The following is a 22148-nucleotide window of genomic DNA, read 5'->3' as shown; positions in this document are numbered from 1 at the left end:
TGTCCCGGGCTACCTCCGACGTGTGTGGGGTTAGTCCGTGGTGGGGGTGACGTATTGGAGTGGGGTGTTGTCTTCCCAGCAGGAGGGGATCACGACGGCAGGGTCTGCGCCGAGCATGATGCGGGGCGGGTACTCTCTCAGCTCAGTAGCGATCCGGGCGAGCATGTCGGCGTATCTGTCGGCACGGGCGGCGTCGAATGGAATCACGCTGGCGCATGGTTCGCAGTTGGGTGCGGTGCACTTGCCGGCCATGTCGCTCTCCTTTGAGCAGTGGTGGTGTGTCGCTGATCCTCGAGGAATCGAACCCCGGTAAGCGGGTTTGGAAGCCGCTGTCTTGCCACTAGACGAAGGACCATGGGGCAGAGCAAGTGGTCTTGGGATTCGAACCCAAGCGCGGGGCGTGCTCCCCGCGACCTCCCCGGCACTACTCGGGGAGCCCTTTCGTCCTCTCAGGCAAACCACTTGATGCCGCTTAGACGCCGCGAATCCAAGAGGACCACGACGAACTAGATCCCCGCCCCAGGTTTCGTCCTAACGCCTATATCGCGTCGTCCGTCTCGCCTGGTTCGGTTCGTCCTCTAGGCAGGTGCTGCCCCTGCTGCACTTCCAGGTGGCCGCTGCTGGGCCTGGCTGGCGCGGTGCTGACCGCTTCTAGAGGTGGTGGGGGTTTGCGTATGCTCAACGCATGAGTGACGAGCTGGAAGTCGAGCCCCCGCAACCGGTGGTCAACGAGACTCCGTACGCCTTTTCGATCGAGAATGCAGCGTTGTACACGGGTAGCAGTGTCTGGGAAATTCGAGATGCGCTCCGCCGGGGTGACCTGACTCCCAGCTATCGGGGCACGAAGATTCGAATCAAGCGGTCGGAGCTGGAGGCGTGGGTTGACGCCATGCCAAACGAGAGACTTTAGCGCGGCTTCGCGTGAGCAGGAGTGGCGCTCTGGCTGAACTCGATTCCGAGCGCAACCAGAGCGCGCACCAGACCCGCCGCACCCACGCCAGGGCACGAAAAAAGGCCCGTCGCAATCGACTGGGCCTTCAACCGGGCATGCCAATTAACCCGGAACGTCTCCATTTTAACACATTGTCAGAGGGTTACCTGCTTCTCATTGAGAAGGATCTGGAACGCTGCCCAAGCTTTCGCTAGGTGCCGTTCGCACAGTTGGAACCCGTAGCCCTCGGGGACTCGCTTCTCGCAGCGAGGCTTCAGGCATTCATCTTGAAACGGGACGGGGTTTCGGGATCCTCGCAGGACTTTCGCGCTCATTTCATTCTCCTGTCGTTGTGGTGGGCTGTCAGTAGGTCCGCGGGGTGGTAGGTCGGGTGCCCTTCGTCGTTGCGTCGCGTGAGCTTCCCTCGCTCGGCCCATTTATTGACTTGTTTCTTCGTGAGTCGAATGCCGGTCTTCTCTCGGAACCACGGGAGCAGGTAGCGGACAGTCATCGGGTCAATCTCTTTGCGCTTCAGCTCGACCCGGTAGCGGAGGTAGTCCTCTGTTGGGACACTTTCCTTCTCTCCGTTGACCATGAGGTCTGCGTCGGCGACCCATTGCTCGATCTGGATCTTGGCGCGCCATCCATCGCTCTGCTGGCCGTACTGTGCCGGCGTGCAGGCGAGTGCGAGCTGCAAGTCCTGGACGAGGGACAGGGCTGAGAGGTTGATCGGTGGATTGCTCCCCATACGGGCGCCGCGGCCGCCGGCGGTAGGTTGCCGGAATGCCTGCTCCTCTCCCCTGACGATGAGCTGCAGGACAGGCAGGAGCGCGGGGATCGCGTCCCAGGAGCCCTGGAGTTCTGCAATGCACTCGCTGCAGAGGTACATCTGAGTCGGTCGATCACAGGTCTCAACGGTGCAAGTGGTCAGCTCTGGGTTCATCGCAACTCCTGGCGGTCTGAGGGTGGGTGGCTACGTGGAGACGAAGGTCCCCAGTGCTGATCCGCATGTAGACGAAAGGGGCCCCGTGGCGGTCGCACGGGGCGACGAAAGTTCCTGGTGGTCAGGAATTAGGTGGAGCCCCCGCCAACACTTGGTGGGGGCTCCATGCGGTCTCGCGGTCCTATTGCGGCCGTGTTAGACAGCCTTGAGGTTGGGACGTGGCCCGCTGCCACCGGCGATCTGCGCCCGGTCGACTTGTAGGTGTTGCGGTTCCTTCGTGGGAGCGGCGCTCGTGTTGCGGATGATGAGGTCGATGCCCCGGAGGTCAGTCTTGATCGTGTGGGTCAAGTCCCGCATCAGTTCGAGACGTTCTTGGTTCATCTCGTCGCTTGGGGTTGAGCCAATGGTGTCGTTGAGGAATTCGGCCGCGTTAGCCAGATTGCGGCTGAGGGCGTGAATCTTGTCGCCGTGGGATTCGGTCAGCATGCTGCTGTTCCTTCCTGTGGAAATGGAAAGACCCCCACCAGATGGTGAGGGTCTTTCGTTTGGGTGCCGTACATCCGCGAAGTCAGGACTGGAACCCCCACTTGACTTCGAAGTCGTCCACTTCCTCGGGCCGGTCTTCGCTGCCTCGATCGGGAACGTCATACAGCCCGTGGGGTCCGGAAGGGTTATCGAGGAAGGGCTGCAAGAGGCGCTTCACCTCATTCAGTGCTCGGTTCACGGAGTTGTTGCGTTCCTCGGCGACTCCCATGGCTGATTCGCTGTGAAGGTTCTTCTGAAGCTCGCGGCCATAGATCCTTTCTCGGTCACCGTAAGTTTCGATCGCGTCGAGCAGTTCTTTGGCTTGCCAGTTGTCGATCATGCGGCTGCTCCTTGTTCGCTGATTCGGCTGTAGTAGCCCTCAAGGTTGAACGTTACCGACCCGGTACTTCCGCGTCTGTTCTTTCCAACGATCATTTGGACCTCCCACGGGTTGGCTTCGTCCTTGTGCAAAAGGATGACGCTGTCAGCATCCTGTTCCACCGAACCGGAGTCGCGCAGGTCGCTGACCTTCGGCACTCCGCCTTCCCTTCGCTCGGACTCTCGGTTGAGCTGGGCAAGCACGATGACCGGCACGTTGAGCTTCATGGCTAGTAGCTTGAGTTCTCGGCTCATGGCAGAGACGTACTCGTGCTTGCTGCGCCTGTCCCCCGGTGGCGGGTTCAGGAGCCCCAGGTAGTCCAAGACGATCCCGGCCAGCGGCTTCCTCCGGTGCACCGATCGCACGTACCGCCGCATCTGGGTGATCGACACGTCCTGGTCCAGGATCCCGATGGGCAGAGACTTCAGCTTGGGCCTGATCTCCTCGAGTTGTTGCCAGTCTCGGCCAGTGAGCTCGTGGTGGTTCAGGTGCTTGCCGTCGATCCTGCCCACGTTGGAGATGGCCCGCTTGAGGATGTCGTAGCGGCTCATCTCCAAGCTGATGTACGCCACGGACCCATGCTGGGCCAGTGAGATCGCGGACTGGAGTCCCCAGATGCTCTTGCCGGCTGCGGGTCGGGCGCCGACCACGTACATGGCTCCCGGAAGGAAGCCGCCTAACCGTTCGTTGAGCGATCGCCATGGCGTGGGGATGTACTTCGGTTTTTCCCGCAGTGACGTGGCGACTGCGTCGAAGTCGTCACCGATGAACACGACACCCTGGGTGTGGATGCCCTGCTGCAGCCCCTCGAGTGTAGCGCTGGCCTGCTCGAGCACCTGTTCCGGATCCCCGGTCTGCGCCTGCTGGACCATCTGCTGGCCGGCTTCGAGGATCCGCCGGCGCTGGGCTTCTCGCTTCACGATGTCGGCGTAGTAGTAGCCGCTCGTGGGGATGACTGCCCCGTTGTTGAGCCGGTGTAGTTCCGGCAGTGTGAGTGGCTGAGGACCGTCTGCGCGCCTGTTGAGCTCGTCATGCACTGACACGGGGTCGACGGGCTTGCGAGCGCCGTGGAGTGCGCCCATCGCGTGCCAGATGTCCTCGTGGCGGGGCTGGCGGAAGTCCCGCGGGTTGAACTCGAGCGCGTCCAGCAGCGAGGGGTCTCCGAAGGCCGCTGCGATCAGGTTCTCCTCAACTTCCGTCAGGGCCTGCGATGGTTCTGAGGTCGTCATCGGTGGGCTCCTCTCCCCTGCTTCGGGCGTCATCGACGCGTTCTTGTGCCTCTACGACGTGTGGTCGGCTGGCCCACGGCCGGTAGTCATCGAGCGACCAGTTGGTGAACGCTCCTGGGTTTTCAACCGTCGGCCGGCCTGCGCCTCTGGAAGCGAACGGCTGAGCATCGAGGTCGTTCCACTGGTCGTTGTTCAGCCAGGTGGCCGGGTGCGGGATGAACCGCTCCTCCGGGAGCCGGGACCGTGAGTAGATCTCCGCGCCCTGGACGATCCGCTCGGGGGTCGCACGCTTCTCTTTCACCGCTCGCTTGAACGCCTTGAGCGCATCGGGCTTCTTCATCTTCCTGGGCCAGTGCTCCCAGAACTGGTTGAAGAAGTCCTCGACGGTAGGACCTGCTTTCTCCGGTTCGATCAGAGCAATCTCGGCCGAGCTTGCCTCGGTCAAACCTTCCCCCGGACCCCCTTCTTTAGAAGGGGGTGATGGAGATGGAGATGGGGGGTGACCCCCTGTCGGCTGACCTCCTACACCGGGTCTCGGCTCGGGTCTCCCCTCGGGTGTCTGCTCTGGTTTCTGGTCCGGTGTCAGCTGGGGTGTGGCTGGCGAGCTCTGCGGGTCCAAGAACTGCTCGATCGGCGCCGAAGGGTTCCGCAGGATCTCAAGGATGAACGGTCGCGAGTACTTGTTCGTGACCGCCTTGAGGTCATCCTCAGCGGAATCCACCAGCTTCTGGACCTCGTGGACGATGACCTGTCGGATGGGCTCCGAGTAGGTAGCTGCAAAGTCCCGTCCGATGCTCTTGCCCAGGTTCTGGTTCTTGAGCACTCCGTCATGCTTAATGAAGGACCGAACGAGACATTCCTCCCGCTCTTCATCGATGAGGATGAATCGCTTCCTCTGCAGCTCCTGAGCCAGCTCCTCGAGGTCAGCTCCTGAGACGCCGTCAGCCAGACCAGCGAGCTTACGGGGTCGCCAGTCCAGAACGCCCACGTACGACGTCTTGGAGTTGGTGAGAAGAGCGAAGTACAGCCACTGCTCGAGCGGCGGTAGGGATCGCCATGAACTGTCCGACCAGATCATGCTGTTGATCTTGCGGAAGTCACCTGCCATGGAGTGCCTCCTCGCTGGCTTCGCTGATTGTCTGGCGGATATCGAGACCGTCGACTCCGTAGTTGAGGGCCTGTTCGACGGCGGCGGAAAATGCCTGACGCGTCGACGGCGTGCTGCGGCTGAAGCGGATATAGGCCATCTCGCGGAGGCAGTACCAAGCCATTGCTCGGCGAGCCATGACGGCGCCTTCCTCGGGCGTGATTAGCGAGTCGAAGAACTCCTTGGTTGATTCCATGGGTCACGCCGTCTTCCGTTCCTGGTGGCGGCGTTCAATCTCGGCCACCGTGATCTCGTGCTTCTTGTCGACCCAGGTCGCGCACCTGACGAGCCAATCTCCGAGCTCGCGGAGTCGGGTGCTGTCGGTTGTGATGCCGACGGTCCTGCCCTCATCCTGGTTCTTGATGACGAACCTTGCCTCACAGGTGTAGTCCTCAGGTCGGCTTGCGCCTGGTTCGTGAGACAACTGCAGCATTACTGCGGCGAAGAGTTCTTGTCCGGATCCACCCTCCGCGCCGACGACGCCGTTGCTGCGACGCTTGAACTGTTGCGCGAAGGAGAGGTGCCTCGGGTCTGTCGCACCCTCAACGGCGTCACATGTGCGTGCGAGCTGACAGAAGGACGGGTGCCATTCATCGGTCGTTATGGCGGGTGTGTAGCGCTTTCCGGCCGCAGGTCGGGTGTGCCCTTCCTCAGGTCGTTTCGGTGCCGGTTCAACATCTGCCGCGCTCGACTCTTTGGCGGCGCGCTCCTCCGTGGTTCGTAGCGCCTCTGCATGAATCTCAGCGTCTTGGGACTGGCGCCAGGCGTCGTATGCGTCGGCCTCGGCTTCGAGGAACTTGGCGAGTGCCCGGAGGTCGCGGGAACCGATGGAGATTGCCGCTGGGGTGTCGTCTGTCCCTGGGTCGTTGAAGGTGACTTGAAGTCCTCCGTCGAACTCTGGGTCGTCGTCGTAGGTTTTGCCGTCCATGAGGTACCAGTCGGCTACGACTGTGAAGGGTTCGCCGCCCTCTGTTGGGTGCCCGTGGGCGGTGAAGGTCTTTCGAAGCGATTCGTGGAACTGCTCGGAGGGGAACAAGGCCTCCCGGCCGCAGCGGTCGGGGTGGCGCTGAGCACACCATTCCGGGTGGCTGAGCGTGACGGTCTTGGCGTGAGTCTTGCGTGGCATGGTTTACTCCTGGCGTAGAGTTCTTCTGTTTCATGGAACAAAAAAGGCCTCCGCGGCGACGGAGGCCTGAGTAGCGAATGTGAAGATAGAGACGGCCTAACTTCGGGTCATCGAATCACGTCGTGATTCCTCTGAACCAAGCTTTGACTGCGCGCTCTCCGGTTGGATCCGCGTAGCTGAGCGCGGACTGGCGCAGTTGCGGGTCCGTGTCGAGCGTCGTGAGGTATGCGCCGGCAAGGGCTTGGGCCTCCCTGCCGTTCACCTGAGCGCCCAGCTCTCGGGCGGCTTCACGGATCCAGCTCTTTGCTTCCTTGAACGTGGGCATAGTGAATCTCCTGTCAGGGCCGGTTGTATGGCCTGCGTCAGAGCGACGACTTGAGGGGTCCTGCTAGGTTGCCGGGTGGTTTGTTCAACGACCTGAAGAGATCCAGAGCTCCAGGCTTTCGCGAGTTATAACGGGCTTGCTACTTCCCGCCGGCGAGACGGAACGCAGGTGTCCTTCTCGGACCATGCGGCGAATATGCGAGACGCTGTAGCCGGTCCGGTCAGCGGCCTGCTGATAGCTGTACGCGAGACGCTCTACGTGGGGCACTGATTCGACGGTCATGAGGACACCTGCTTCTCAACTTCCGCAAACTTGGAATCGATCCAGTCGAGAATGTCCTGTTCACGCCAGTACAAGCGCTTACCCATTCGGATCGCCGGTGGACACTCGCCTCGGATCCGCCAGTGCCTAATTGTTGGCACGGGAACGCCCGTCATATCCGCGAAGTCTTCGATACTTCTCAGCTTCGGGTCCATCATCCAGCTGCCTCCTGTGATGCGTTCTGTTGTCATGGTGACAACAATACATAGCTTCAACCTTGGATGCAACCTTTTGGAGCACGATCGTCAACGAAACGGTATTGTGGCACCTATGACGAACGACGATCGCGGACATGTTCCGACGCCAGAGGAGAACTTCTGCGTCAACATGAAGCTCCTGCGCGAATCCAAAGGCTGGAGCCAGGCCGACCTAGCAGAAGCTCTCCGACCTCTGGGTCTGGACCTGCACCGGCAGACGATCCAGAAGATAGAAAGCTTGATTCGTCCGGTGAAGCTGAATGAAGCTCACGCGATCGCGCAAGCTCTTGGCGATCATGTGGACGAAATGGTCTCCTCGCCGGCCCTGCGGTTCATGTCAGACGAGCTGACCGACCTGGACGACAAGATCGTGACAGCGCAGAAGGCCCTCGAAGAGGTTTACTCGGCCCAGCGGCAGATAGCCTTCCTCATGGATGCCAACGGTCACGAGCCATCCGAAGGTGACTTGGAGTTGCTAACTACGTCACACGAGAACATCCAGGAAACGGTCGCGATGCGATTCCGTCATCAGCGAAGGACTTATGCCTCAATGCTGGCCGAACTTCCAGAGGATGAAAGGGCAGGGCTTAGAGCAACGCGCGATCTTCAAACGATGGGTCCCATAGGGAGAAGAGTCATCGAGAAGCAGGTCGAATTGGGCTTACAAGGTCCCGACGAGTAAGAATTTCCACCCGGATGGGCCTCCGGTGGAGCCGGCGGCGTTAGGCTCGCATGAGTCGACCAACCCAGACGTGCAACGAGGCAGGAAGCCATGGCAACGGATGACAAACGGGCCAGAAGCCGCAACGTCGACCGCTTTGAGATGAGGGAGCGCTGGGCAACCATCCAGGAGATCGCCCAACTGTACTCGATGAGCGACGCCACGGTGCGCAAGAAGGTGGCGTCCGGAGAGTGGCCATCGCACCAACAGGGTAAGACGAGGCGCTTCTCGCCTGATGATCAGCAGCGGATCGAGGACATGTGGGAGTCGACACGACCCGACCGAATCGAGACGCGTGAAGAGAAGAAGGCTCGCCGTGCTCGCAGAGAGAGGCTCCTGAAGGATGTCTCTTGGCGGATCCCGTGACCATGCGTAGCCCCGAATCATACCGCTGGGTGAAACTCAGCGAAATTGCTGACCGCTATGGGATCCCAGAGTCCAAGGTGAAGACGCTAATGCAGCGCGGCGCCTGGCACTGCCATCGACAGTCTGGGATGGTGCGGTTCTCGCCGGAGGACCAGGCAGACATCGAGGAGAAGTGGCAGAAGTACCGCGGCGAAGATCCGCACCGGTACACGCCTAGTTGGCTCGAGATTGCAATGAAGCATGAACTCACCGATATGGAACGCGAGGCTGTGGAGCGTGGCGCCGAGGCATCGGAATACCTGCGCAGCATCGAGTGACCTCGGAACTCACTCCCCCGCGTCGAGCCAGTCCTGCAGGTCCGCAGCCCTGATGAGTAGACGCGAGAAGCCTGGCGGACTGACGGCCGCCAGGTTCCCGGACCTGATGATCTTCCGCAGCTGCTCCTGCGACACCCCGGTCGCGGCCGACGCCTCCGCGACGCTGCACGACAGCTTCGCCTTGTCGAGGGCTGGCGTTCCATCATCATGTGTCATTCAGCGATTGTGCGCCAGCGGCTGACACTGCGCAACGAAGAGCCGGATGTCGAGGGAGAATAAGCACCACTTCCGGGCATACCGTCGCCGGAGCCGCATCAAACCGGAAGCTCCTCCAGGCGATCTAGGCTGAGTTCCCGCAGACGCTACCCGCACCCCTACGCAGGGACTAGAACCTCTGGCACCCTATACGCCTGACTGTCTCGGAACTCTCGAATACCGAGCTCTGCCCAGGTCTCCTGCGCCTCTGCGTACACATCGCGCAGGATGGCGTGCTGGGGGCGCTCCACGAGGACCCCTATAGCAATGTCTCTATTAATCTCCAAGGGCGCCTTAGAATCGCGTCCAGCACTGAGAAGTCCTCCATTACTGCGCATCTTGTGCACTGCAAGGCTCCAGGACCGAATGTCTTTCACCAATCTGTTGGCGCTCTGCCTATCGCTACCGCCGAAAGACCAGGTTTGCGAAAGAGCCACGGAGGATGCGGCGATCGAGAAGTCGAACCGTTGCGAAGTTCTTCCCACGGTAACGACCGGGCGGCGGATGAAGCTCCTATTTGGGGATCGGGCCCGCCACGAGTCGAGCACTGCCTCAAGCCCTTGATTCATTTGAGTCTTACGGCGTTGCTGGGGTTCGTGCTCAGGCGTCGCCACCAGTAGGTCATATAGCATCTCTGCTCCGTGATCCGCACTATCAATAGCAACCGGACCACCGTCTACCAGCTGGACAGTGTTGTTATAGAAGACGGAGAGACGCTCCATGCGACTCCTAGAGATCGCCCCGACCGTGCCGGGGATGTCTAGCCTCTGTGTGGCCTCAACTTCCTCGCGCAGCTCGTCGACCCAGGCCCGGCACTCTGTAAGGTCCACGCCCAGAATATTCCGCGAGTTGGCCCTGTCGACTGCGCGGATGCTCCATTCGTCTTGACCTCCGACGATGACCCCGACGTTTATGAATTCCCCGCGCAGAACGTTGGGCACGAAGCGCATGACCCAGTAGCGGAACGACTCTGGGGCGTCCCGCTGTGTACTAGTTTGAGTCGCAAGTGAGGATTCCATCGCTCATCTTTTCCAGTCGGTCGGCAACTTCTGAGCTGCGCCTGTATATGAACCACGCTAAAGCCTCGAGGTCTGAATCGGTAGTGCCCCACTCTACTGGCACTGAGTTCATGACTTGGATCAACTCAGCTGGCTCAATCCGTCGTAGCCGTTCTGCGTACTGCATGAGTGCTGAAGGGTCCAGCCCCGCCGGCGTAACGTACGGCTGCCACTCACGAGAGTCGAGGCGAGTCAGGAGTTCCTCGTTCCAGTCGCCTTCGCCACGAGTGAGCCACAGGCTGTGATCGAAACTCCAAATGCTGTAGTCCTTGGAGGTGTCGTAGATCCATTGCTCGTCTTGTCCTAAGAACAAGTCCCACATCGCGAATATGCCCGCCTGCCTCTGGGCGTTGCTGTCTCGGTCTCGGTACTTCATTGAGTCACCCTCGCGAGCACCTTCGACATGCTTTGAAGCGTGCGCCGGTCCAGCCACCACCCGGTACTGTCCCCATTGGTCCATCTCGAACCCTTGAAACGCTCCCGGGATATGGATGATGTGGGAGTCTACAGCTGGAAGCTTGAGATGATCACTGATCCCCGAGACGACACGTTCGGTAGTCAGCGCCTGGTTGCCCTGAGCATTGCCCATGGCCTTTACCCATTCGACCTCTCCCGTTGAAGAGAGGACCTTGAGGACTCCACTGCCCGAGTACGTCCGACCCAATACGGCGACGACGTGATCCTCACAGGAAGTAACAGTGGCGCGTTGCAGCCGACCGATCCACCAGGCGCGATCTGCTGGACTCACCTCAGACATCTAACCTCCGGAGCCGCTGTGACCTGGATCAATATCCCTGTGCGTCACCATATACGCCCCTGGTCAGAGGGTCCGGTATTTGGAGATGCTTCGCGTCATGCGCGGCCATGAGCAGGCATGGCAGAAATCACGAACGGCGACACTAATGGCGACACCAAGCAATTTCTGAGCGATCTACCTGCAGGCACAAAAAAGGCCCAGATCCCTGCTATTGCAAGGATCCGGGCCTACTCTGTATCTGTGCCCCCGGCAGGATTCGAACCTGCGACTTCTGGTACCGGAAACCAACGCTCTATCCCCTGAGCTACGGAGGCCCGCCGGCTGTGCAATTCGAGGAACTGGGTTCCTCGAGCAACCGACCGATTTAGATTACCAGCACCGTGCCGGTTCCACCTAGCCGGTCACCGAGGTGGTGTAGCTCCACAGCTCCGCGGACATGCCCACCGGCTTCTTGGGCGGCTCTGCGGAGTCGGATTCGCCGCCGCTGTGGGAGTTCTGGAACTCCCGCGAGGTGCGCCAGGACTCGAAGGCCTCCTCGCTGGCCCAGCGAGTGATGACCAGCCAGGTGGTGCGGTCATCGGTGGGCTCGAGCAGCTCGAACCCCTCGAAGCCTTCGGTGCCCTCCATGGAATGTCGCCGCGCGGCGAACCGGCTGCCGAGTTCATCGCCGGAATCGGCAGGAACAGTGATCGCGTTGATCTTGATGATGGTCATAGGGTCATCATCGCAAGAGCACCGGGGTTCACACCAGGACCGTGACGGCACGAGGACCCGAGTGGCATCGAACGCGCAGCGGCACCAGCATTCGTGCCGCCTCAGCGCCCGGCGGCGTAGCCCTGGGCACCGCGGGCGTTGGCGGCGGCGCCCAGCTGCCCGGTCTGCGGATCCCGCGTCACGCAGGAGAGCCGACCCAGGGCCCAGTCCCCCGCAAGGGTGAGCTTATGCCCCCGTCGGCGCAGACCCTCGATGACCTCGGCGCCAAGCCGGTCCTCCACCACGGCCCCGCCGGGCTCCCACGCGCGCGGCCAGAAGGAGCCGGGCATCGACGTCGTATGCAGGGTGGGGGCGTCGATGGCCTGCTGGGCGGTGTGACCGCCGATCAGCATACGCAGCAGCATCGGCAGCTGCCACTGGTCCTGCTGGTCCCCGCCCGGGGTGCCCAGCGCCATCCACGGTGCGCCGTCCTTGAGCACCAACGTGGGGGTCAGCGTGGTGCGAGGGCGCTTGCCGGGCTGCAATCGAGAGGCGGAGCGCTCATCGAGCCAGGTCATCTGCAGCCGGGTGCCCAGGCAGAAGCCCAGACCCTCGATCACCGGGGAGGACTGCAGCCACCCCCCGGACGGCGTGGCGGAGACGATGTTGCCCCAGCGGTCCACCACATCGATGTGGCAGGTGTCCCCCTTGGTCTCCCCCGCCTTGGACACGGTCGGCTCCCCTGCGCCGGCGCCGGTGGCGGCCTCGGAGACATCAACCAGAGCTGGCAGCACCTTCTCCGTCCCAGGGAGATCCCCGGGACGGAACTCCGCAGAGGCGCGCTCCCCGATCTGAGCCCGGCGCTGGGCCGCGTAGTCCTCGGAGAGCAGATGCTCCAGGTTCACAGGAACGTCCCCGTAGTAGGTGTCCCGGTCCGCCAGGGCCAGCTTCTGCGCCTCCAGGATCAGGTGGGCGCCGGTCTCAGTGCCCGGGTCCAGCTGCTCGTCGGGATATCCCTCCAGGATCTTCAGCGCCTGCAGCAGAGCGGGTCCCTGGCCCCAGGGCCCGGACTTCGCGATGCGCTGACCACGGAACTCGATGCTGGTCGGGTGCTCATAGCCTGCGCTGTGCGAGGCGAAGTCCTCTGCGGTGATCACTCCGGCGTAGTCACCGCCATCGGAGTGCCGATGCGGGGTCTTCACGAACTCGGCAGCCGAGCGGGCCACGCGCCCGGTCTTCCACTCGGTGCGGGCCGCTTCGATCTGCGCGATCCGCCCTTCGACGCCGTCACCGGCGGCGATGAGCTCACGCAGGACCTGCGCGTACTCGGGGTTGCGGATGATCTGCCCGGGCTCGGGCACCTTGCCCTCGGGCATCCACAGCGCAGCCGAGGTCGGCCAGTGCTCCTGGAAGAGCTCGGCGACGGCCCGGATCGCCCGGACCGCGCCGGGAAGGATCGGGTGACCGTCCTGCGCGTAGCCGATGGCGTAGTCGAGCACCTCGGCGAGGCTGAAGGTCCCGTGGTCGCGCAGCAGCACCAGCCAGGCGTCGACGGCGGCCGGGATGGCCGCGGCGAGGGCACCGGCACCCGGGACGCTCTCCAGCCCCAGCGCCCGGTAGTGCTCGATCAGCGCCCCGGACGGCGCAGGGCCCTGGCCCATGAGCACCTGCGGCGTCGACCCGGCGTCTGCGGTGGCGAAGATCCCGACCATATCGCCGCCGGGCCCGTTCAGATGCGGTTCCACCACATGCAGCACGAAGGCCCCGGCCACTGCGGCGTCGAAGGCGTTTCCGCCGCGTTCCAGCACCGCCTGCGAAGAGGCCGTGGCCAGCCAGTGCGTGGAGGCGGTCATCCCGAAGTGGCCCTGCAGGGTGGGTCTGGTGGTGAAGGTCTCGGCGTGGGTGAACGTCATGGCACTCCTGAGGCGTCGGGGCGACGATCGAGCAGAACACTCACCCGCCGCTTTAGTTGCTTATGCAAACCAGACTACGGGATGGGCCGCGTCAGAAGAGCGCGGGCTGCGCCGGGCCCGCCGCGGCGCCAGTCAGTCCACCCTGCGCCGACACCGGGGAGTCCGGATCATTGCGCTCCCGCCACATCAGGTCCGCGGGCGCGTCGAATCCATGGCGACGCCTGGCCGCGCGCGCCGAGTCAGCCAGCCAGTGCCGGTACTCCTTCGAGGCATAAGATCCGCCGCCATAGATCCGGCGATACTTCGCCACCAGCGCCGGACACTCCCGCCCCAGCCAGGCCATGAACCACTCTCTGGCACCGGGGCGCAGGTGCAGCGCCCCGGTGGTGACGTAGCTGGCTCCGGCCTCGGCCAGCGCGGCATGCAGCGCGTCGATCCGCGCGTCGCCGTCGGTCAGCCAGGGCAGGATCGGCATGGCCAGCACGGAGCACTCCAACCCGGCGTCGGTGATCGATCGGATCAGATTCAGCCTCGCCCGCGGGTCAGGTGTTCCCGGCTCCACCTTCTGCTGGAGCTCAGGATCCAGCACGGCCAGGGACACGGCCACCGAGACGGGCACCTGCTTAGCGGCCTCCTGCAGCAGCGGAAGATCCCGCTTGAGCAGCGGCCCCTTGGTCAGGATGGAGAACGGCGTCCCGGAGTCCGCGAGCGCCCGGATGATTCCGGGCATCAGCTGGTAGCGACCCTCGGCGCGCTGGTAGGGATCGGTGTTGGTCCCCAGCGCCACATGTTCGCGCTTCCAGGAGGGCCGGTGCAGCTCGGCGCGCAGCACCTCAGCGACATTGGTCTTCACGATGATCTGGGTGTCGAAGTCGCGTCCCGCGTCGAGGTCGAGGTACTCGTGAATCTTCCGCGCGAAGCAGTTGTGGCTCACCACACCGTTGGCGATGAAGTCACCGGTGCTGGTAGTGATGTCAATGAGAGATTCACTGCGGCCCAGCGCCTCGATCCCGGTGATCGACATGGAGTCACTGGTCTCGACGAGGCTTCCAACGGGGCTCGCCTCAGCTCCTGCGTCCGTCGGCTCCGAATACGACTCAGGAGTCATGCCGAGCCCAAAGCCCATGAGTCGGTTGTGGTCCGTCAGAGCTGGACGCCGCGCCCCCTCCTCGGAAGGGGCCACATACTTCCAGCCGCGCTCCGTCAGGAACCGATGGTCTCCGCTGGCCACAATTTCTGTGCCGTCACGGAGGGTGACACGGAAAGCAGGTTTCTCCGTGCGCCATTTCGCCGACACTTCCGAACGGACGAACCGGCGATACTTGCCATCGAACTCTGTGCCAACGACGGCATCCCCCACCCTGACATCCCGGAGCAGCTTCTGCCGACCGTCCGCCATCAGAATCAGCGTCTCCGGACTCAGACAGTAGACGCACTGATGGAGGCAGCCCCGGGTTGGATTCACGGTCCAGGAGAAGGGCATGTTCGACTGACCCGGCACCTTGTTCAGCGCGGTCTTAGCGGCCACCTCGTGGAAGGTCACACCTTCGAACTCCGGGGTGCGCACCGAGCGCATCAGCCCTTTGAGCGGGATGAGCGCAGCCGCCTCACCCTCCTGCACCGCCTGACCCTGCCACCTCATGGAGCTATTCGAACATAGATTCGAATCGCTGTCGAGGTCAGCCCACCAAGAGCAGCACCGAGGCCAGCCCGGTCCCCACCGCGAGCACCGTGCCGCCAGCGCCGAGGACCAGCGCCGACCCGCCCTCCCGCAGCAGTCGCCGCAGGTCCACCGAGGCCCCGACGCCGACCATCGCGGTGGTCAGCAGCATCGTGGTCACCTCGGCGGAGAAGTCGAGGGCCGAGGTCGGCAGTTCGGTCACCGAGCGCAGCGCCATCATCGCCAAGAAGCCCAGCACGAAGAGCGGGATCAGCGGCGGCCGGGCCCCCTGCTCCCTGCTTGCAGCGGCAGCGCGTCGCCGTCGCCGGTTCAGACTGATCCCTGCCACCACCGGGGCCAGCAGCACCACGCGGGCCAGCTTCACCAGCGTCGCGGTGGCCAGCGCCGCGGCGCCCACCACTCCCCCGGCGGCGACCACCTGTCCCACCTCGTGGACGCTGGCCCCGATCCAGACACCAATCGCCTCCTCCTGAAGACCCAGAAGCGCCCCGAGCGCAGGCAGCGCAAGCAGCGCCAGGGTGCCGTAGAGGGTGACCACGGCGACTGCCGCCGCAGCCGCGGACTGAACGGGAGCGCCGTCGTCGTCCTTGCCGTCGCCGCGGTCGATCGCCGCCGCCGCGGCGGCCACCGCAGAGGCCCCGCAGATCGCGGTGCCGGTGGCGAGCAGCATGGTCATGCCCCGCGGCGCGTTGAGCGCTCGCCCCAGCGCGATCATCCCGAAGAAGGTCACCGCCACAGTCAGCGCGACGACGACAAGCACCTCCCAGCCCAGCCCGAGCAGATCCCCCAGGGCCAACTGCAGCCCGAGCAGCACGATCCCGGCGCGCAGCAGCTTCTTCGCCGCCCAGCGCAGACCCGGTTCAGCCCAGGACGGCACCCAGCCCAGACTGCGCAGCGCGATCCCGGCGAGCACCGCGATCAGCAGTCCGGAGACCACCGGGATCAGCTCTGCGATCAACCGGTGCGCGGCGACCGCGAGGATCAGCGCCAGCGCCACGCCGGGAAGGGCCTCGGCGGTGCGGCGCCAGAGGATGCTCAGCCGTGAGGTCAGCGAAGCGGTGCGGGAGGAGTCTGTAGGCACCGGATAAGCATAGGACCCTCGCCTAGACTGACCGGGTGCCGAATCAGCTGAACACCGAGACCCCGTCCGACCCGCTCCAGAGGACCACCCCTGCGCACGCCGCATCGCAGGAGTCCGCTCCACAGGAGGGCGCGCCGCACCCTCAGGCCGGACGAGGCTCCTTCGGCTTCGCGGTGGAGGCCAGGATCCCGGGGGCGCTTGGGCGCACCGGCACCATTCGGACCCCGCACGGTGACATCAGGACCCCGGCCTTCATCCCCGTGGCCACCAAGGCCACGATCAAATCTGTGCGCCCGGACGAGATCCTCGAGGTCGGCGCCCAGGCGGCGCTGGCAAACGCCTATCACCTGAACCTGCAGCCCGGCACCGATGTGCTCGACGCCGCAGGGGGCCTGGGCCGGTTCATGAACTGGCCGCTGCCCACCTTCACCGACTCCGGCGGGTTCCAGGTGATGAGCCTGGGCGCCGGGTTCAAGAAGGTCATCAGCATGGACGCCTCCGTGGTGCCCAATGACGCCGCAGTGGCTCCGAACAAGCAGCGGCTCGCACTGGTCGACGACGACGGCGTCACCTTCAAGTCTCATATCGACGGCACCACCCACCGGTTCACCCCGGAGATCTCGATGAAGCTCCAGCATGAGATCGGCGCGGACATCATCTTCGCCTTCGACGAGCTGACCACCTTGTTCAACACCCGTGACTACCAGGAGACCTCGCTGGAGCGCACCCGGCTCTGGGCGGAACGCTGCCTCGTCGCGCACCGCGATCTCACCGAAGAACGCAGCCACCGCCCCTACCAGGCGCTCTTCGGGGTGCTGCAGGGAGCCCAGTACGAGGATCTGCGCCGCAAGGCGGCCAAGGATCTGGGCTCCATGGAGATCAACGGACAGAGCTTCGACGGTTTCGGGATCGGCGGCGCCCTGGACAAGGAGAACCTCGGGGTGATCGTGAGCTGGATGGCCGAGGAGCTCCCGGAGGACAAGCCGCGCCACCTGCTGGGCATCTCCGAGCCCGAAGACTTCTTCACGGCCATCGAGAACGGTGCGGACACCTTCGACTGCGTCTCGCCCTCCCGGGTGGCGCGCACCGGCCGGGTCTATCACCCCGATGGTCGCTTCAACATCCCGCAGGCCCGGTTCAAACGGGACTTCTCCCCGATCGACGACGAGTGCACCTGCTACACCTGCCAGAACTACACCCGGGCCTACCTGCATCACCTCTTCAAGGCCAAGGAGATGCTCTACAACACCCTGTGCACGATCCACAACGAGCACTACACGATCAAGATGGTCGATGACATCCGGGCCAGCATCGAGCAGGGGCGCTTCTACGAGTTCCGCGACGCCACGCTGGGCCGCTACCAGGCCGGGTCCAACATCAAATGAGGCCCTGATCAGTGGCCTCTCGGGCGCACTTCGAAGTTGCACTTCGGGCCCGCCTGGGGTGAACTGGCCCACGACTCGTTACCTTGTACAACCAAGCGGTCAGTGAGTCGGCACGACTGGCTTCGACCTACGGCAGGATGACTTTGCGCCACCCCTCACCGGCGAGCGACCACACTCCCGCCCTGGACCCTCCTGCCTCCTGGGTGGCCCCGGAACGCCGGTACCGTCCGGAGCTTCATGGGCTGCGCGGCCTTGCGATCCTCGGGGTGGTGCTCTTCCACCTCTTCGGCGCCGGTCGAGTCTCCGGCGGGATCGACATCTTCCTCGCCATCTCAGGCTTCCTGTTCACCGCGATGCTGCTGCGCGAAGCCGTCGAAAGCGGCGGGACGATCAAGGTCGGCCGCTACCTGGCCCGGCTTGCCCGACGGCTGCTCCCTGCGGCAGCCCTGGTCATCCTGGTGACCACCCTCGCCGGGCTCTTCGTCTTCCCGGAGACCCGGCACGCTCAGCTTCTCGCTGAGGCCCGCGCCTCGCTGCTCTACTTCGAGAATCTCGAGCTGATCAGCTCGCAGCTGACCTACGGTGCCGCCGGTCCCGAGACGAGTCCGTTCCAACACTTCTGGTCACTCTCGGTGCAGGGCCAGTTCTACCTGCTCTGGCCCCTGGTGGCACTGGCCGCGGTGGTGATCGCCAAGCGGATCCGGCGCAGCCCGATCGCGGTGATGACGGTGATGACCGGTCTGATCGTGCTGGTCTCCTTCTGCTACGCGGCGGTGCAGGGACAGGTCAACCAGGATGAGGCATACCTGATGACCCGCACCCGCCTCTGGGAGCTCGGCTTCGGCGGGATGCTGGCACTGCTGGGGTCCTGGCTGAGGCTGCCGCGGCGCCTGCGGCGCGTCGCCGGCTGGGCCGGCGTGGGCCTGATCGTCAGCACCGGCTTCCTCTTCGACGGGGCCCAGCTGTTCCCCGGCCCCTGGGCGCTGTGGCCGCTGCTGGGCCTGACCCTGGTGCTGGCTGCGGCAGGCCCCGACGGGGGCGCGAAGGACCCCGCTGGATCGGCGACCCGAGTGCTCTCCACCCGGCCGTTCGGCTGGATCGGTGATCATGCCTACGCGCTCTACCTCTGGCACTGGCCGCTGCTGATCCTCTATCTCGAGATCCGGGACTACTCGACGCTCGGGGGCGCGGGGCGCTGATCGTGCTCACCGTCTCGCTGGTCCTGGCGTATCTGACCCACCGGTGGGTGGAGCAGCCGGTGAGCCGGTCCGCGTCGCGGATCCCACCGCGGGTTCCTCTGGCCTTCGCGGCCACGGTGCTGCTGATCGGGGGTGCGGCGAGCAGCTTCAGCATCCACCAGATGCAGACCCAGCGCAGCTCGGCGCCCTCTCTGGCGGAGCTGGAGCAGGAGGACTATCCGGGGGCGCTGGCGACCCTGGAGGGCGTCGAGGCCCCTGAGGGTGTGGAGTTCATCCCCGATGTGCAGACCCTGGCGCAGACTCGTCCGGACTACTACGACTGGGGCTGCCGCCAGGAGTTCGGCGACGGCGAGAACCGCGGGGAGGTCCTGGTCTGCGAAGATCCCGACAGCCCCGCCGAGCCTGACCTGACGGTGATGATCACCGGGGGTTCACACGCCGGACAGTGGCACCACGCCTGGCGGATCCTCGCGGCGGAGCACAACTGGGAGCTTCTGATCGCTGACAAGTCGGCGTGCCTCCTCACCGAGCCCACCGACCCTGAGGGCAATCAGTGCCATGAGTGGAACCTGAATCTTCTCGATGTGATCACCGAGCGCACCCCGGACCTGGTCTTCACCGCAGGCAGCCGAGTGCCCAATGACGACGGTCCGGAGAACATCGAGTCCGGGGCGCCCGAGAAATGGCAGCAGATCATGGATCGCGGCTCCGAGGTGCTGCTGATGCGCGGCACCCCCCGACGTGAAGACTCCGTGGCGGACTGCCTGGCCGAGGGCGGGGACGCGCAGAGCTGCGGAATGGACCCGGTGAGCTATCAGCAGGACAACCCGCTCACCGCACCAGACCTACCCGGCGGCCTCTACACCCTGGACATGACCGAGCATCTCTGCGAGGAGCAAGTCTGCCCGGCGGTGATCGGCAACGTGGCCGTCTACTACGACAAGAGCCACCTCTCGAACCACTACATCGAATCTCTGGCCCCGCTGCTGAAGGATCAGCTGCGCGAGGAGATGCCGCACCTGTTCTGAGGTGTCGATGTCGAGCTGGTCTGGTGGTTCGCCCTAAATGGGGAATCCTGCCGTCCCGATCGGGCTGGCCGACGCCGACGGCGACGGCGGGCACACTGCCTCGGTTTGCATCTGTCTGCGGCAAGCCCTAGGTTGCACCAGACAACGGATCATCCAGAGCGACTGAGAGACCTAGCTCCACGACGTCGCAGCAACCCCACTCTCCCCAGTGAGCAGGTGCTACCGCTAGGAACGATGAAAGGTGAGATTCCCCATGCCCGAAGCGCCCTCCAACACGTCCAGGCTTCGACGAAACCCCCGCTACACCGAGGCGCCGCTGCACACCGCCTCGAAGACGCTTCGGGTCACTGGCAACCGGTCCGGCCCGGTGCGGACCCAGCTTGCCGTGCGCGGCCACAGCTTCATCGCCGACCAGCCTGAGGTGCGAGGCGGCAGCGACCAGGGCCCCTCACCGATGGAATACCTCGCCGGCGGCGTGAGCAGCTGCATCGCTGTGGCGATTGAACAGCTTGCCGACCGCAGAGATCTTCCGCTTACCGACATCTCCACATACACCCTGGCCCGCCAGGACACCCGGGGACTGGCAGGAGAATCGGATGTTCAGCCCTACTTTTACGCCTACCGGCTGCAGCTGGTCATCGAGACCACCGAGCAGGATTCTGCGGTCCTGACAAACTTCGCCCGGATGGCCGAACACATCTGCCCGGCGGTCAACCTGCTGCGCGACGCGCACATCGAGCTGGAAGTGGCGTGGGCCTTCGTGCGCAGGAGCTCCCAGGGCTCCGCCGAGGCCTTGGCCAATCTCGCCTGGGGCTACGAGCCGAACCCGGACGCCGTCGACGACGACGACCTGACCTTCCAGGTCTCGAACGCCGATGCCCCGGCAATTTTCGCGGGGGTGCGCCCGTGACGACGGTCGGACTTTGGACCATCGGCCTGGCGCTGGCATACACGGCTTGGCTGGTCGTCGGCAGTCGCATGGTGGTCAGCCGCTCAGGAAGCGGCGGATTCTTCGTCAGCGGCCGCAGCTTCAGTCCCTGGACCGTGGCGTTCTGCATCACAGGACTCTTCTCAGGATCCTCCTACATCGCGATCGTGGAGCTGAGCTACCGGACAGGCGTCTCTGCCGTATGGTACGGCGTCGCCGAGACCGTGCAGGTGCTGTTGATCGCACTGCTCCTGGTCAAGCCGCTGCGCGAGAAGCTCGTGGTGACGGTCACCGGCATCATCGGGGATCGTTTCGGCCGCGGAGCCCAGGCCATCAGCTCAGTGATCACCGGTCTGACGTTTCCGATGTACTCGGTCGCGACCAGCATCGCCTTCGCCTCCGTCCTCTTCGCGGTGACCGAGATCCCGCTGTGGCAGTGCATCGCGCTGACCGCCATCATCCTTCTCGCCTTCTTGACCTTCGGCGGCATGCGCTCCGTGGCGTTCAGCCAGACCATGAACGTCCTCATGATCTTCGTGATGTTCATCGTGGGCATCTGGGCCTTCCTGGTCTCACCAGGCCCCAGCGGGTTCGAGACGCTGACCCAGGAGCAGCCGCAGATGTTCGACGTCTCCAACGCCGGGGTCTCGCTGATCGTCGCCTGGTTCGGCACCTTCATCGTCAACGTCCCCTTGGCCCAGGCCGCCTTCCAGATGTCGATGTCGGCCCGAAGCCCCGAAGATGGGCAGAAGGGACTCTTCCTCGCGGCGATCATCGGCCTGCCCCTCATCCTGCTCGGGATCATCATCGGCGTCGCGGCCTCCATCGTGGTCCCGGATGCGACGCTTCCACTGGTGGGGATCGCAGAATACATCTCCATCTCGCTGCCCGCGTGGGCTGCGGCGGTCTTCTTCGTCGGCCTCTGGGCCTGCGCACTGGGCTGGGCTGGGCCGTGCCAGTTCTCTGGCGCCACCTCGCTGGGCCGGGATCTCGGCAGCGCGCTGCGCCCTCGGGCGACCCAGGTGGAGCTGGTGCGCTATACGCGCATCGCTCTGGTGGGGCTGACGATTGTCATGGTGCTCTTCGCCCTCCTGCGGGCCGAGGAATCCGCGTGGTGGAACGTGATGGCCTGGACCTTGCGCAACGGCGCCACCTTCGCCCCGGTGCTCGCCGCCTTCTTCTGGCCGCTGGCCACCAGGTCCTCGGCGCTGGCTGCGCTGCTGGGCGGCTTCAGCGCTGGACTCGGCTGGTACGCGCTCTCCGGGTTCAGCGCCACGAACTTCTTCCTCGGAACTCATCCGGTCTGGGTCGCTATGATCGCGAACATCGGCGCCATCGTCCTGGTCACGCTGGTGCAGAGCAGCTGGCAGGTCACGGCCTCGGGCAGGCGGCGACGAATCGGAGGACTGGTCCTCCTGGCCACGGGCCTCGCTGCGCTGATGACCCTGAACATCTCGGGATGGCTCACCAGCTACGGCCTGATCGGACTGGCGCTGTTCCTCATCACTCTGGGCATCTTCGCCGGTGCGGTCCTCCTGGCAGAATCTGCCACGACGACCTACACCAGGACCCAGTTGTGGGGTGCACGGACCGAACCCGCCGCGGCAGAGGGCCCGTCGCCCCAGTGACCAGGGCGGCACCAG

27 protein-coding genes, 2 tRNA genes and 1 riboswitch are annotated in these 22148 nt (G+C 64.2%); of the genes, 9 read left to right on the top strand and 20 right to left on the bottom strand.

The window, feature by feature from the left end; genetic code table 11:
* Window positions 1–30: 30 nt before the first annotated feature.
* Window positions 31–207, bottom strand: a complete 177-nt coding sequence (locus HNR24_RS01800) for a hypothetical protein (protein ID WP_182494840.1) — start codon at window positions 205–207, stop codon at window positions 31–33.
* Between the two features lie 77 nt (window positions 208–284).
* Window positions 285–355: transfer RNA gene (locus HNR24_RS01795), tRNA-Trp, on the bottom strand.
* A 330-nt stretch (window positions 356–685) separates the two neighbouring features.
* Between HNR24_RS01795 and HNR24_RS01790 the strand changes: the two genes are divergently transcribed.
* The gene (locus tag HNR24_RS01790; protein WP_182494839.1) at window positions 686–910 is read left to right on the top strand and encodes a helix-turn-helix domain-containing protein; all 225 of its coding nucleotides are present in this window, start codon (window positions 686–688) and stop codon (window positions 908–910) included.
* 352 nt (window positions 911–1262) lie between these two features.
* Here HNR24_RS01790 and HNR24_RS01785 read toward each other — a convergent pair whose 3' ends face one another.
* The 10 genes from HNR24_RS01785 to HNR24_RS01740 all read right to left on the bottom strand — a co-directional run bounded on the left by HNR24_RS01785 (window position 1263) and on the right by HNR24_RS01740 (window position 7117).
* Complete coding sequence (locus HNR24_RS01785; RefSeq protein ID WP_182494838.1) at window positions 1263–1874, bottom strand: hypothetical protein; 612 nt, start codon at window positions 1872–1874, stop codon at window positions 1263–1265.
* Window positions 1875–2069: 195 nt separating this feature from the next.
* Entirely contained in the window at window positions 2070–2360 is a 291-nt protein-coding gene (locus HNR24_RS01780) for a hypothetical protein (protein ID WP_182494837.1), read from the bottom strand.
* An 82-nt stretch (window positions 2361–2442) separates the two neighbouring features.
* Window positions 2443–2739: a hypothetical protein gene (locus HNR24_RS01775; protein ID WP_182494836.1), complete on the bottom strand. Its 297-nt coding sequence runs from the start codon at window positions 2737–2739 to the stop codon at window positions 2443–2445.
* A complete protein-coding gene (locus tag HNR24_RS01770; protein ID WP_182494835.1) occupies window positions 2736–4007 on the bottom strand; it encodes a replicative DNA helicase in 1272 nt (423 codons plus the stop codon). Before HNR24_RS01770 ends, HNR24_RS01775 begins: the two co-directional genes overlap by 4 nt.
* A complete protein-coding gene (locus tag HNR24_RS01765) occupies window positions 3967–5115 on the bottom strand; it encodes an LvrA C-terminal domain-related protein (RefSeq protein WP_182494834.1) in 1149 nt (382 codons plus the stop codon). The genes HNR24_RS01770 and HNR24_RS01765 overlap by 41 nt, the downstream gene beginning before the upstream one ends.
* A complete protein-coding gene (locus HNR24_RS01760) occupies window positions 5105–5350 on the bottom strand; it encodes a hypothetical protein (RefSeq protein ID WP_182494833.1) in 246 nt (81 codons plus the stop codon). Before HNR24_RS01760 ends, HNR24_RS01765 begins: the two co-directional genes overlap by 11 nt.
* A 3-nt stretch (window positions 5351–5353) precedes the next feature.
* The gene (locus HNR24_RS01755) at window positions 5354–6280 is read right to left on the bottom strand and encodes a hypothetical protein (RefSeq protein ID WP_182494832.1); all 927 of its coding nucleotides are present in this window, start codon (window positions 6278–6280) and stop codon (window positions 5354–5356) included.
* 115 nt (window positions 6281–6395) lie between these two features.
* Window positions 6396–6605 (bottom strand): hypothetical protein, encoded by a 210-nt coding sequence (locus HNR24_RS01750; protein WP_182494831.1) that lies wholly within the window; start codon window positions 6603–6605, stop codon window positions 6396–6398.
* Window positions 6606–6689: 84 nt separating this feature from the next.
* Window positions 6690–6887, bottom strand: coding sequence for an excisionase family DNA-binding protein (locus tag HNR24_RS14340; RefSeq protein WP_182494830.1), 198 nt, complete (start codon window positions 6885–6887; stop codon window positions 6690–6692).
* A complete protein-coding gene (locus HNR24_RS01740; RefSeq protein ID WP_182494829.1) occupies window positions 6884–7117 on the bottom strand; it encodes a helix-turn-helix transcriptional regulator in 234 nt (77 codons plus the stop codon). The genes HNR24_RS14340 and HNR24_RS01740 overlap by 4 nt, the downstream gene beginning before the upstream one ends.
* Window positions 7118–7196: 79 nt before the next feature.
* Here HNR24_RS01740 and HNR24_RS01735 point away from each other — a divergent pair, with 79 nt between their 5' ends.
* The 3 genes from HNR24_RS01735 to HNR24_RS01725 all read left to right on the top strand — a co-directional run bounded on the left by HNR24_RS01735 (window position 7197) and on the right by HNR24_RS01725 (window position 8527).
* On the top strand, window positions 7197–7805 hold the full coding sequence (locus HNR24_RS01735) for a helix-turn-helix transcriptional regulator (protein WP_182494828.1): 609 nt from the start codon (window positions 7197–7199) through the stop codon (window positions 7803–7805).
* 90 nt (window positions 7806–7895) lie between these two features.
* Complete coding sequence (locus tag HNR24_RS01730; RefSeq protein ID WP_182494827.1) at window positions 7896–8210, top strand: helix-turn-helix domain-containing protein; 315 nt, start codon at window positions 7896–7898, stop codon at window positions 8208–8210.
* Between the two features lie 128 nt (window positions 8211–8338).
* Window positions 8339–8527, top strand: coding sequence for a hypothetical protein (locus HNR24_RS01725; RefSeq protein ID WP_182494826.1), 189 nt, complete (start codon window positions 8339–8341; stop codon window positions 8525–8527).
* A gap of 9 nt (window positions 8528–8536) precedes the next feature.
* Here the strand turns inward: HNR24_RS01725 and HNR24_RS01720 are convergent, their stop codons facing one another.
* The 8 genes from HNR24_RS01720 to HNR24_RS01685 form a co-directional block, all read right to left on the bottom strand.
* Window positions 8537–8743, bottom strand: coding sequence for a helix-turn-helix domain-containing protein (locus HNR24_RS01720; RefSeq protein ID WP_182494825.1), 207 nt, complete (start codon window positions 8741–8743; stop codon window positions 8537–8539).
* 158 nt (window positions 8744–8901) lie between these two features.
* Window positions 8902–9801 carry a DUF3037 domain-containing protein gene (locus HNR24_RS01715; RefSeq protein ID WP_182494824.1) on the bottom strand — a complete coding sequence of 300 codons (900 nt, stop codon included), beginning with the start codon at window positions 9799–9801 and terminating at the stop codon, window positions 8902–8904.
* Window positions 9773–10588 carry a hypothetical protein gene (locus HNR24_RS01710; RefSeq protein WP_182494823.1) on the bottom strand — a complete coding sequence of 272 codons (816 nt, stop codon included), beginning with the start codon at window positions 10586–10588 and terminating at the stop codon, window positions 9773–9775. Before HNR24_RS01710 ends, HNR24_RS01715 begins: the two co-directional genes overlap by 29 nt.
* A 250-nt stretch (window positions 10589–10838) precedes the next feature.
* Window positions 10839–10911 (bottom strand) — tRNA-Arg (locus tag HNR24_RS01705).
* Between the two features lie 79 nt (window positions 10912–10990).
* Window positions 10991–11311 carry an antibiotic biosynthesis monooxygenase family protein gene (locus HNR24_RS01700; RefSeq protein ID WP_182494822.1) on the bottom strand — a complete coding sequence of 107 codons (321 nt, stop codon included), beginning with the start codon at window positions 11309–11311 and terminating at the stop codon, window positions 10991–10993.
* A gap of 101 nt (window positions 11312–11412) precedes the next feature.
* Window positions 11413–13203 carry a gamma-glutamyltransferase family protein gene (locus HNR24_RS01695; RefSeq protein WP_058888934.1) on the bottom strand — a complete coding sequence of 597 codons (1791 nt, stop codon included), beginning with the start codon at window positions 13201–13203 and terminating at the stop codon, window positions 11413–11415.
* A gap of 91 nt (window positions 13204–13294) precedes the next feature.
* Window positions 13295–14845 carry an Rv2578c family radical SAM protein gene (locus HNR24_RS01690; protein ID WP_182494821.1) on the bottom strand — a complete coding sequence of 517 codons (1551 nt, stop codon included), beginning with the start codon at window positions 14843–14845 and terminating at the stop codon, window positions 13295–13297.
* A 37-nt stretch (window positions 14846–14882) separates the two neighbouring features.
* The gene (locus HNR24_RS01685; protein ID WP_220477142.1) at window positions 14883–15965 is read right to left on the bottom strand and encodes a YeiH family protein; all 1083 of its coding nucleotides are present in this window, start codon (window positions 15963–15965) and stop codon (window positions 14883–14885) included.
* Between the two features lie 35 nt (window positions 15966–16000).
* Here HNR24_RS01685 and tgt point away from each other — a divergent pair, with 35 nt between their 5' ends.
* From tgt to HNR24_RS01660, 5 genes are all read left to right on the top strand, one after another.
* The gene (gene tgt / locus HNR24_RS01680; protein WP_310735364.1) at window positions 16001–17350 is read left to right on the top strand and encodes a tRNA guanosine(34) transglycosylase Tgt; all 1350 of its coding nucleotides are present in this window, start codon (window positions 16001–16003) and stop codon (window positions 17348–17350) included.
* A gap of 137 nt (window positions 17351–17487) precedes the next feature.
* Window positions 17488–18549 carry an acyltransferase family protein gene (locus HNR24_RS01675; protein ID WP_182494819.1) on the top strand — a complete coding sequence of 354 codons (1062 nt, stop codon included), beginning with the start codon at window positions 17488–17490 and terminating at the stop codon, window positions 18547–18549.
* A 2-nt stretch (window positions 18550–18551) separates the two neighbouring features.
* Window positions 18552–19577, top strand: a complete 1026-nt coding sequence (locus HNR24_RS01670) for an SGNH hydrolase domain-containing protein (RefSeq protein ID WP_182494818.1) — start codon at window positions 18552–18554, stop codon at window positions 19575–19577.
* 146 nt (window positions 19578–19723) lie between these two features.
* Window positions 19724–19818: riboswitch (SAM riboswitch) on the top strand.
* A gap of 12 nt (window positions 19819–19830) precedes the next feature.
* Window positions 19831–20487: an OsmC family protein gene (locus HNR24_RS01665; protein ID WP_058888930.1), complete on the top strand. Its 657-nt coding sequence runs from the start codon at window positions 19831–19833 to the stop codon at window positions 20485–20487.
* Entirely contained in the window at window positions 20484–22133 is a 1650-nt protein-coding gene (locus HNR24_RS01660) for a sodium:solute symporter family protein (RefSeq protein WP_182494817.1), read from the top strand. The genes HNR24_RS01665 and HNR24_RS01660 overlap by 4 nt, the downstream gene beginning before the upstream one ends.
* The last annotated feature ends 15 nt before the right edge of the window (window positions 22134–22148 follow it).

Origin of the sequence: Nesterenkonia sandarakina (assembly GCF_014138825.1) — a bacterium.
GTDB classification, from domain to species: domain Bacteria; phylum Actinomycetota; class Actinomycetes; order Actinomycetales; family Micrococcaceae; genus Nesterenkonia; species Nesterenkonia sandarakina.
This window is presented reverse-complemented; position numbering and strand designations above follow the sequence as displayed.

Coding starts and splice junctions, on each gene's coding strand:
- HNR24_RS01675 (WP_182494819.1), top strand. CDS start 17,488: ATGACTTTGCGCCACCCCTCACCGGCGAGCGACCACACTCCCGCCCTG.
- HNR24_RS01695 (WP_058888934.1), bottom strand. CDS start 13,203: ATGACGTTCACCCACGCCGAGACCTTCACCACCAGACCCACCCTGCAG.
- HNR24_RS01775 (WP_182494836.1), bottom strand. CDS start 2,739: ATGATCGACAACTGGCAAGCCAAAGAACTGCTCGACGCGATCGAAACT.
- HNR24_RS01720 (WP_182494825.1), bottom strand. CDS start 8,743: ATGACACATGATGATGGAACGCCAGCCCTCGACAAGGCGAAGCTGTCG.
- HNR24_RS01700 (WP_182494822.1), bottom strand. CDS start 11,311: ATGACCATCATCAAGATCAACGCGATCACTGTTCCTGCCGATTCCGGC.
- HNR24_RS14340 (WP_182494830.1), bottom strand. CDS start 6,887: ATGACCGTCGAATCAGTGCCCCACGTAGAGCGTCTCGCGTACAGCTAT.
- HNR24_RS01750 (WP_182494831.1), bottom strand. CDS start 6,605: ATGCCCACGTTCAAGGAAGCAAAGAGCTGGATCCGTGAAGCCGCCCGA.
- HNR24_RS01780 (WP_182494837.1), bottom strand. CDS start 2,360: ATGCTGACCGAATCCCACGGCGACAAGATTCACGCCCTCAGCCGCAAT.
- HNR24_RS01665 (WP_058888930.1), top strand. CDS start 19,831: ATGCCCGAAGCGCCCTCCAACACGTCCAGGCTTCGACGAAACCCCCGC.
- HNR24_RS01715 (WP_182494824.1), bottom strand. CDS start 9,801: ATGGAATCCTCACTTGCGACTCAAACTAGTACACAGCGGGACGCCCCA.
- HNR24_RS01690 (WP_182494821.1), bottom strand. CDS start 14,845: ATGAGGTGGCAGGGTCAGGCGGTGCAGGAGGGTGAGGCGGCTGCGCTC.
- HNR24_RS01755 (WP_182494832.1), bottom strand. CDS start 6,280: ATGCCACGCAAGACTCACGCCAAGACCGTCACGCTCAGCCACCCGGAA.
- HNR24_RS01735 (WP_182494828.1), top strand. CDS start 7,197: ATGACGAACGACGATCGCGGACATGTTCCGACGCCAGAGGAGAACTTC.
- HNR24_RS01725 (WP_182494826.1), top strand. CDS start 8,339: ATGGTGCGGTTCTCGCCGGAGGACCAGGCAGACATCGAGGAGAAGTGG.
- HNR24_RS01730 (WP_182494827.1), top strand. CDS start 7,896: ATGGCAACGGATGACAAACGGGCCAGAAGCCGCAACGTCGACCGCTTT.
- HNR24_RS01770 (WP_182494835.1), bottom strand. CDS start 4,007: ATGACGACCTCAGAACCATCGCAGGCCCTGACGGAAGTTGAGGAGAAC.
- HNR24_RS01790 (WP_182494839.1), top strand. CDS start 686: ATGAGTGACGAGCTGGAAGTCGAGCCCCCGCAACCGGTGGTCAACGAG.
- HNR24_RS01785 (WP_182494838.1), bottom strand. CDS start 1,874: ATGAACCCAGAGCTGACCACTTGCACCGTTGAGACCTGTGATCGACCG.
- HNR24_RS01760 (WP_182494833.1), bottom strand. CDS start 5,350: ATGGAATCAACCAAGGAGTTCTTCGACTCGCTAATCACGCCCGAGGAA.
- HNR24_RS01740 (WP_182494829.1), bottom strand. CDS start 7,117: ATGACAACAGAACGCATCACAGGAGGCAGCTGGATGATGGACCCGAAG.
- HNR24_RS01765 (WP_182494834.1), bottom strand. CDS start 5,115: ATGGCAGGTGACTTCCGCAAGATCAACAGCATGATCTGGTCGGACAGT.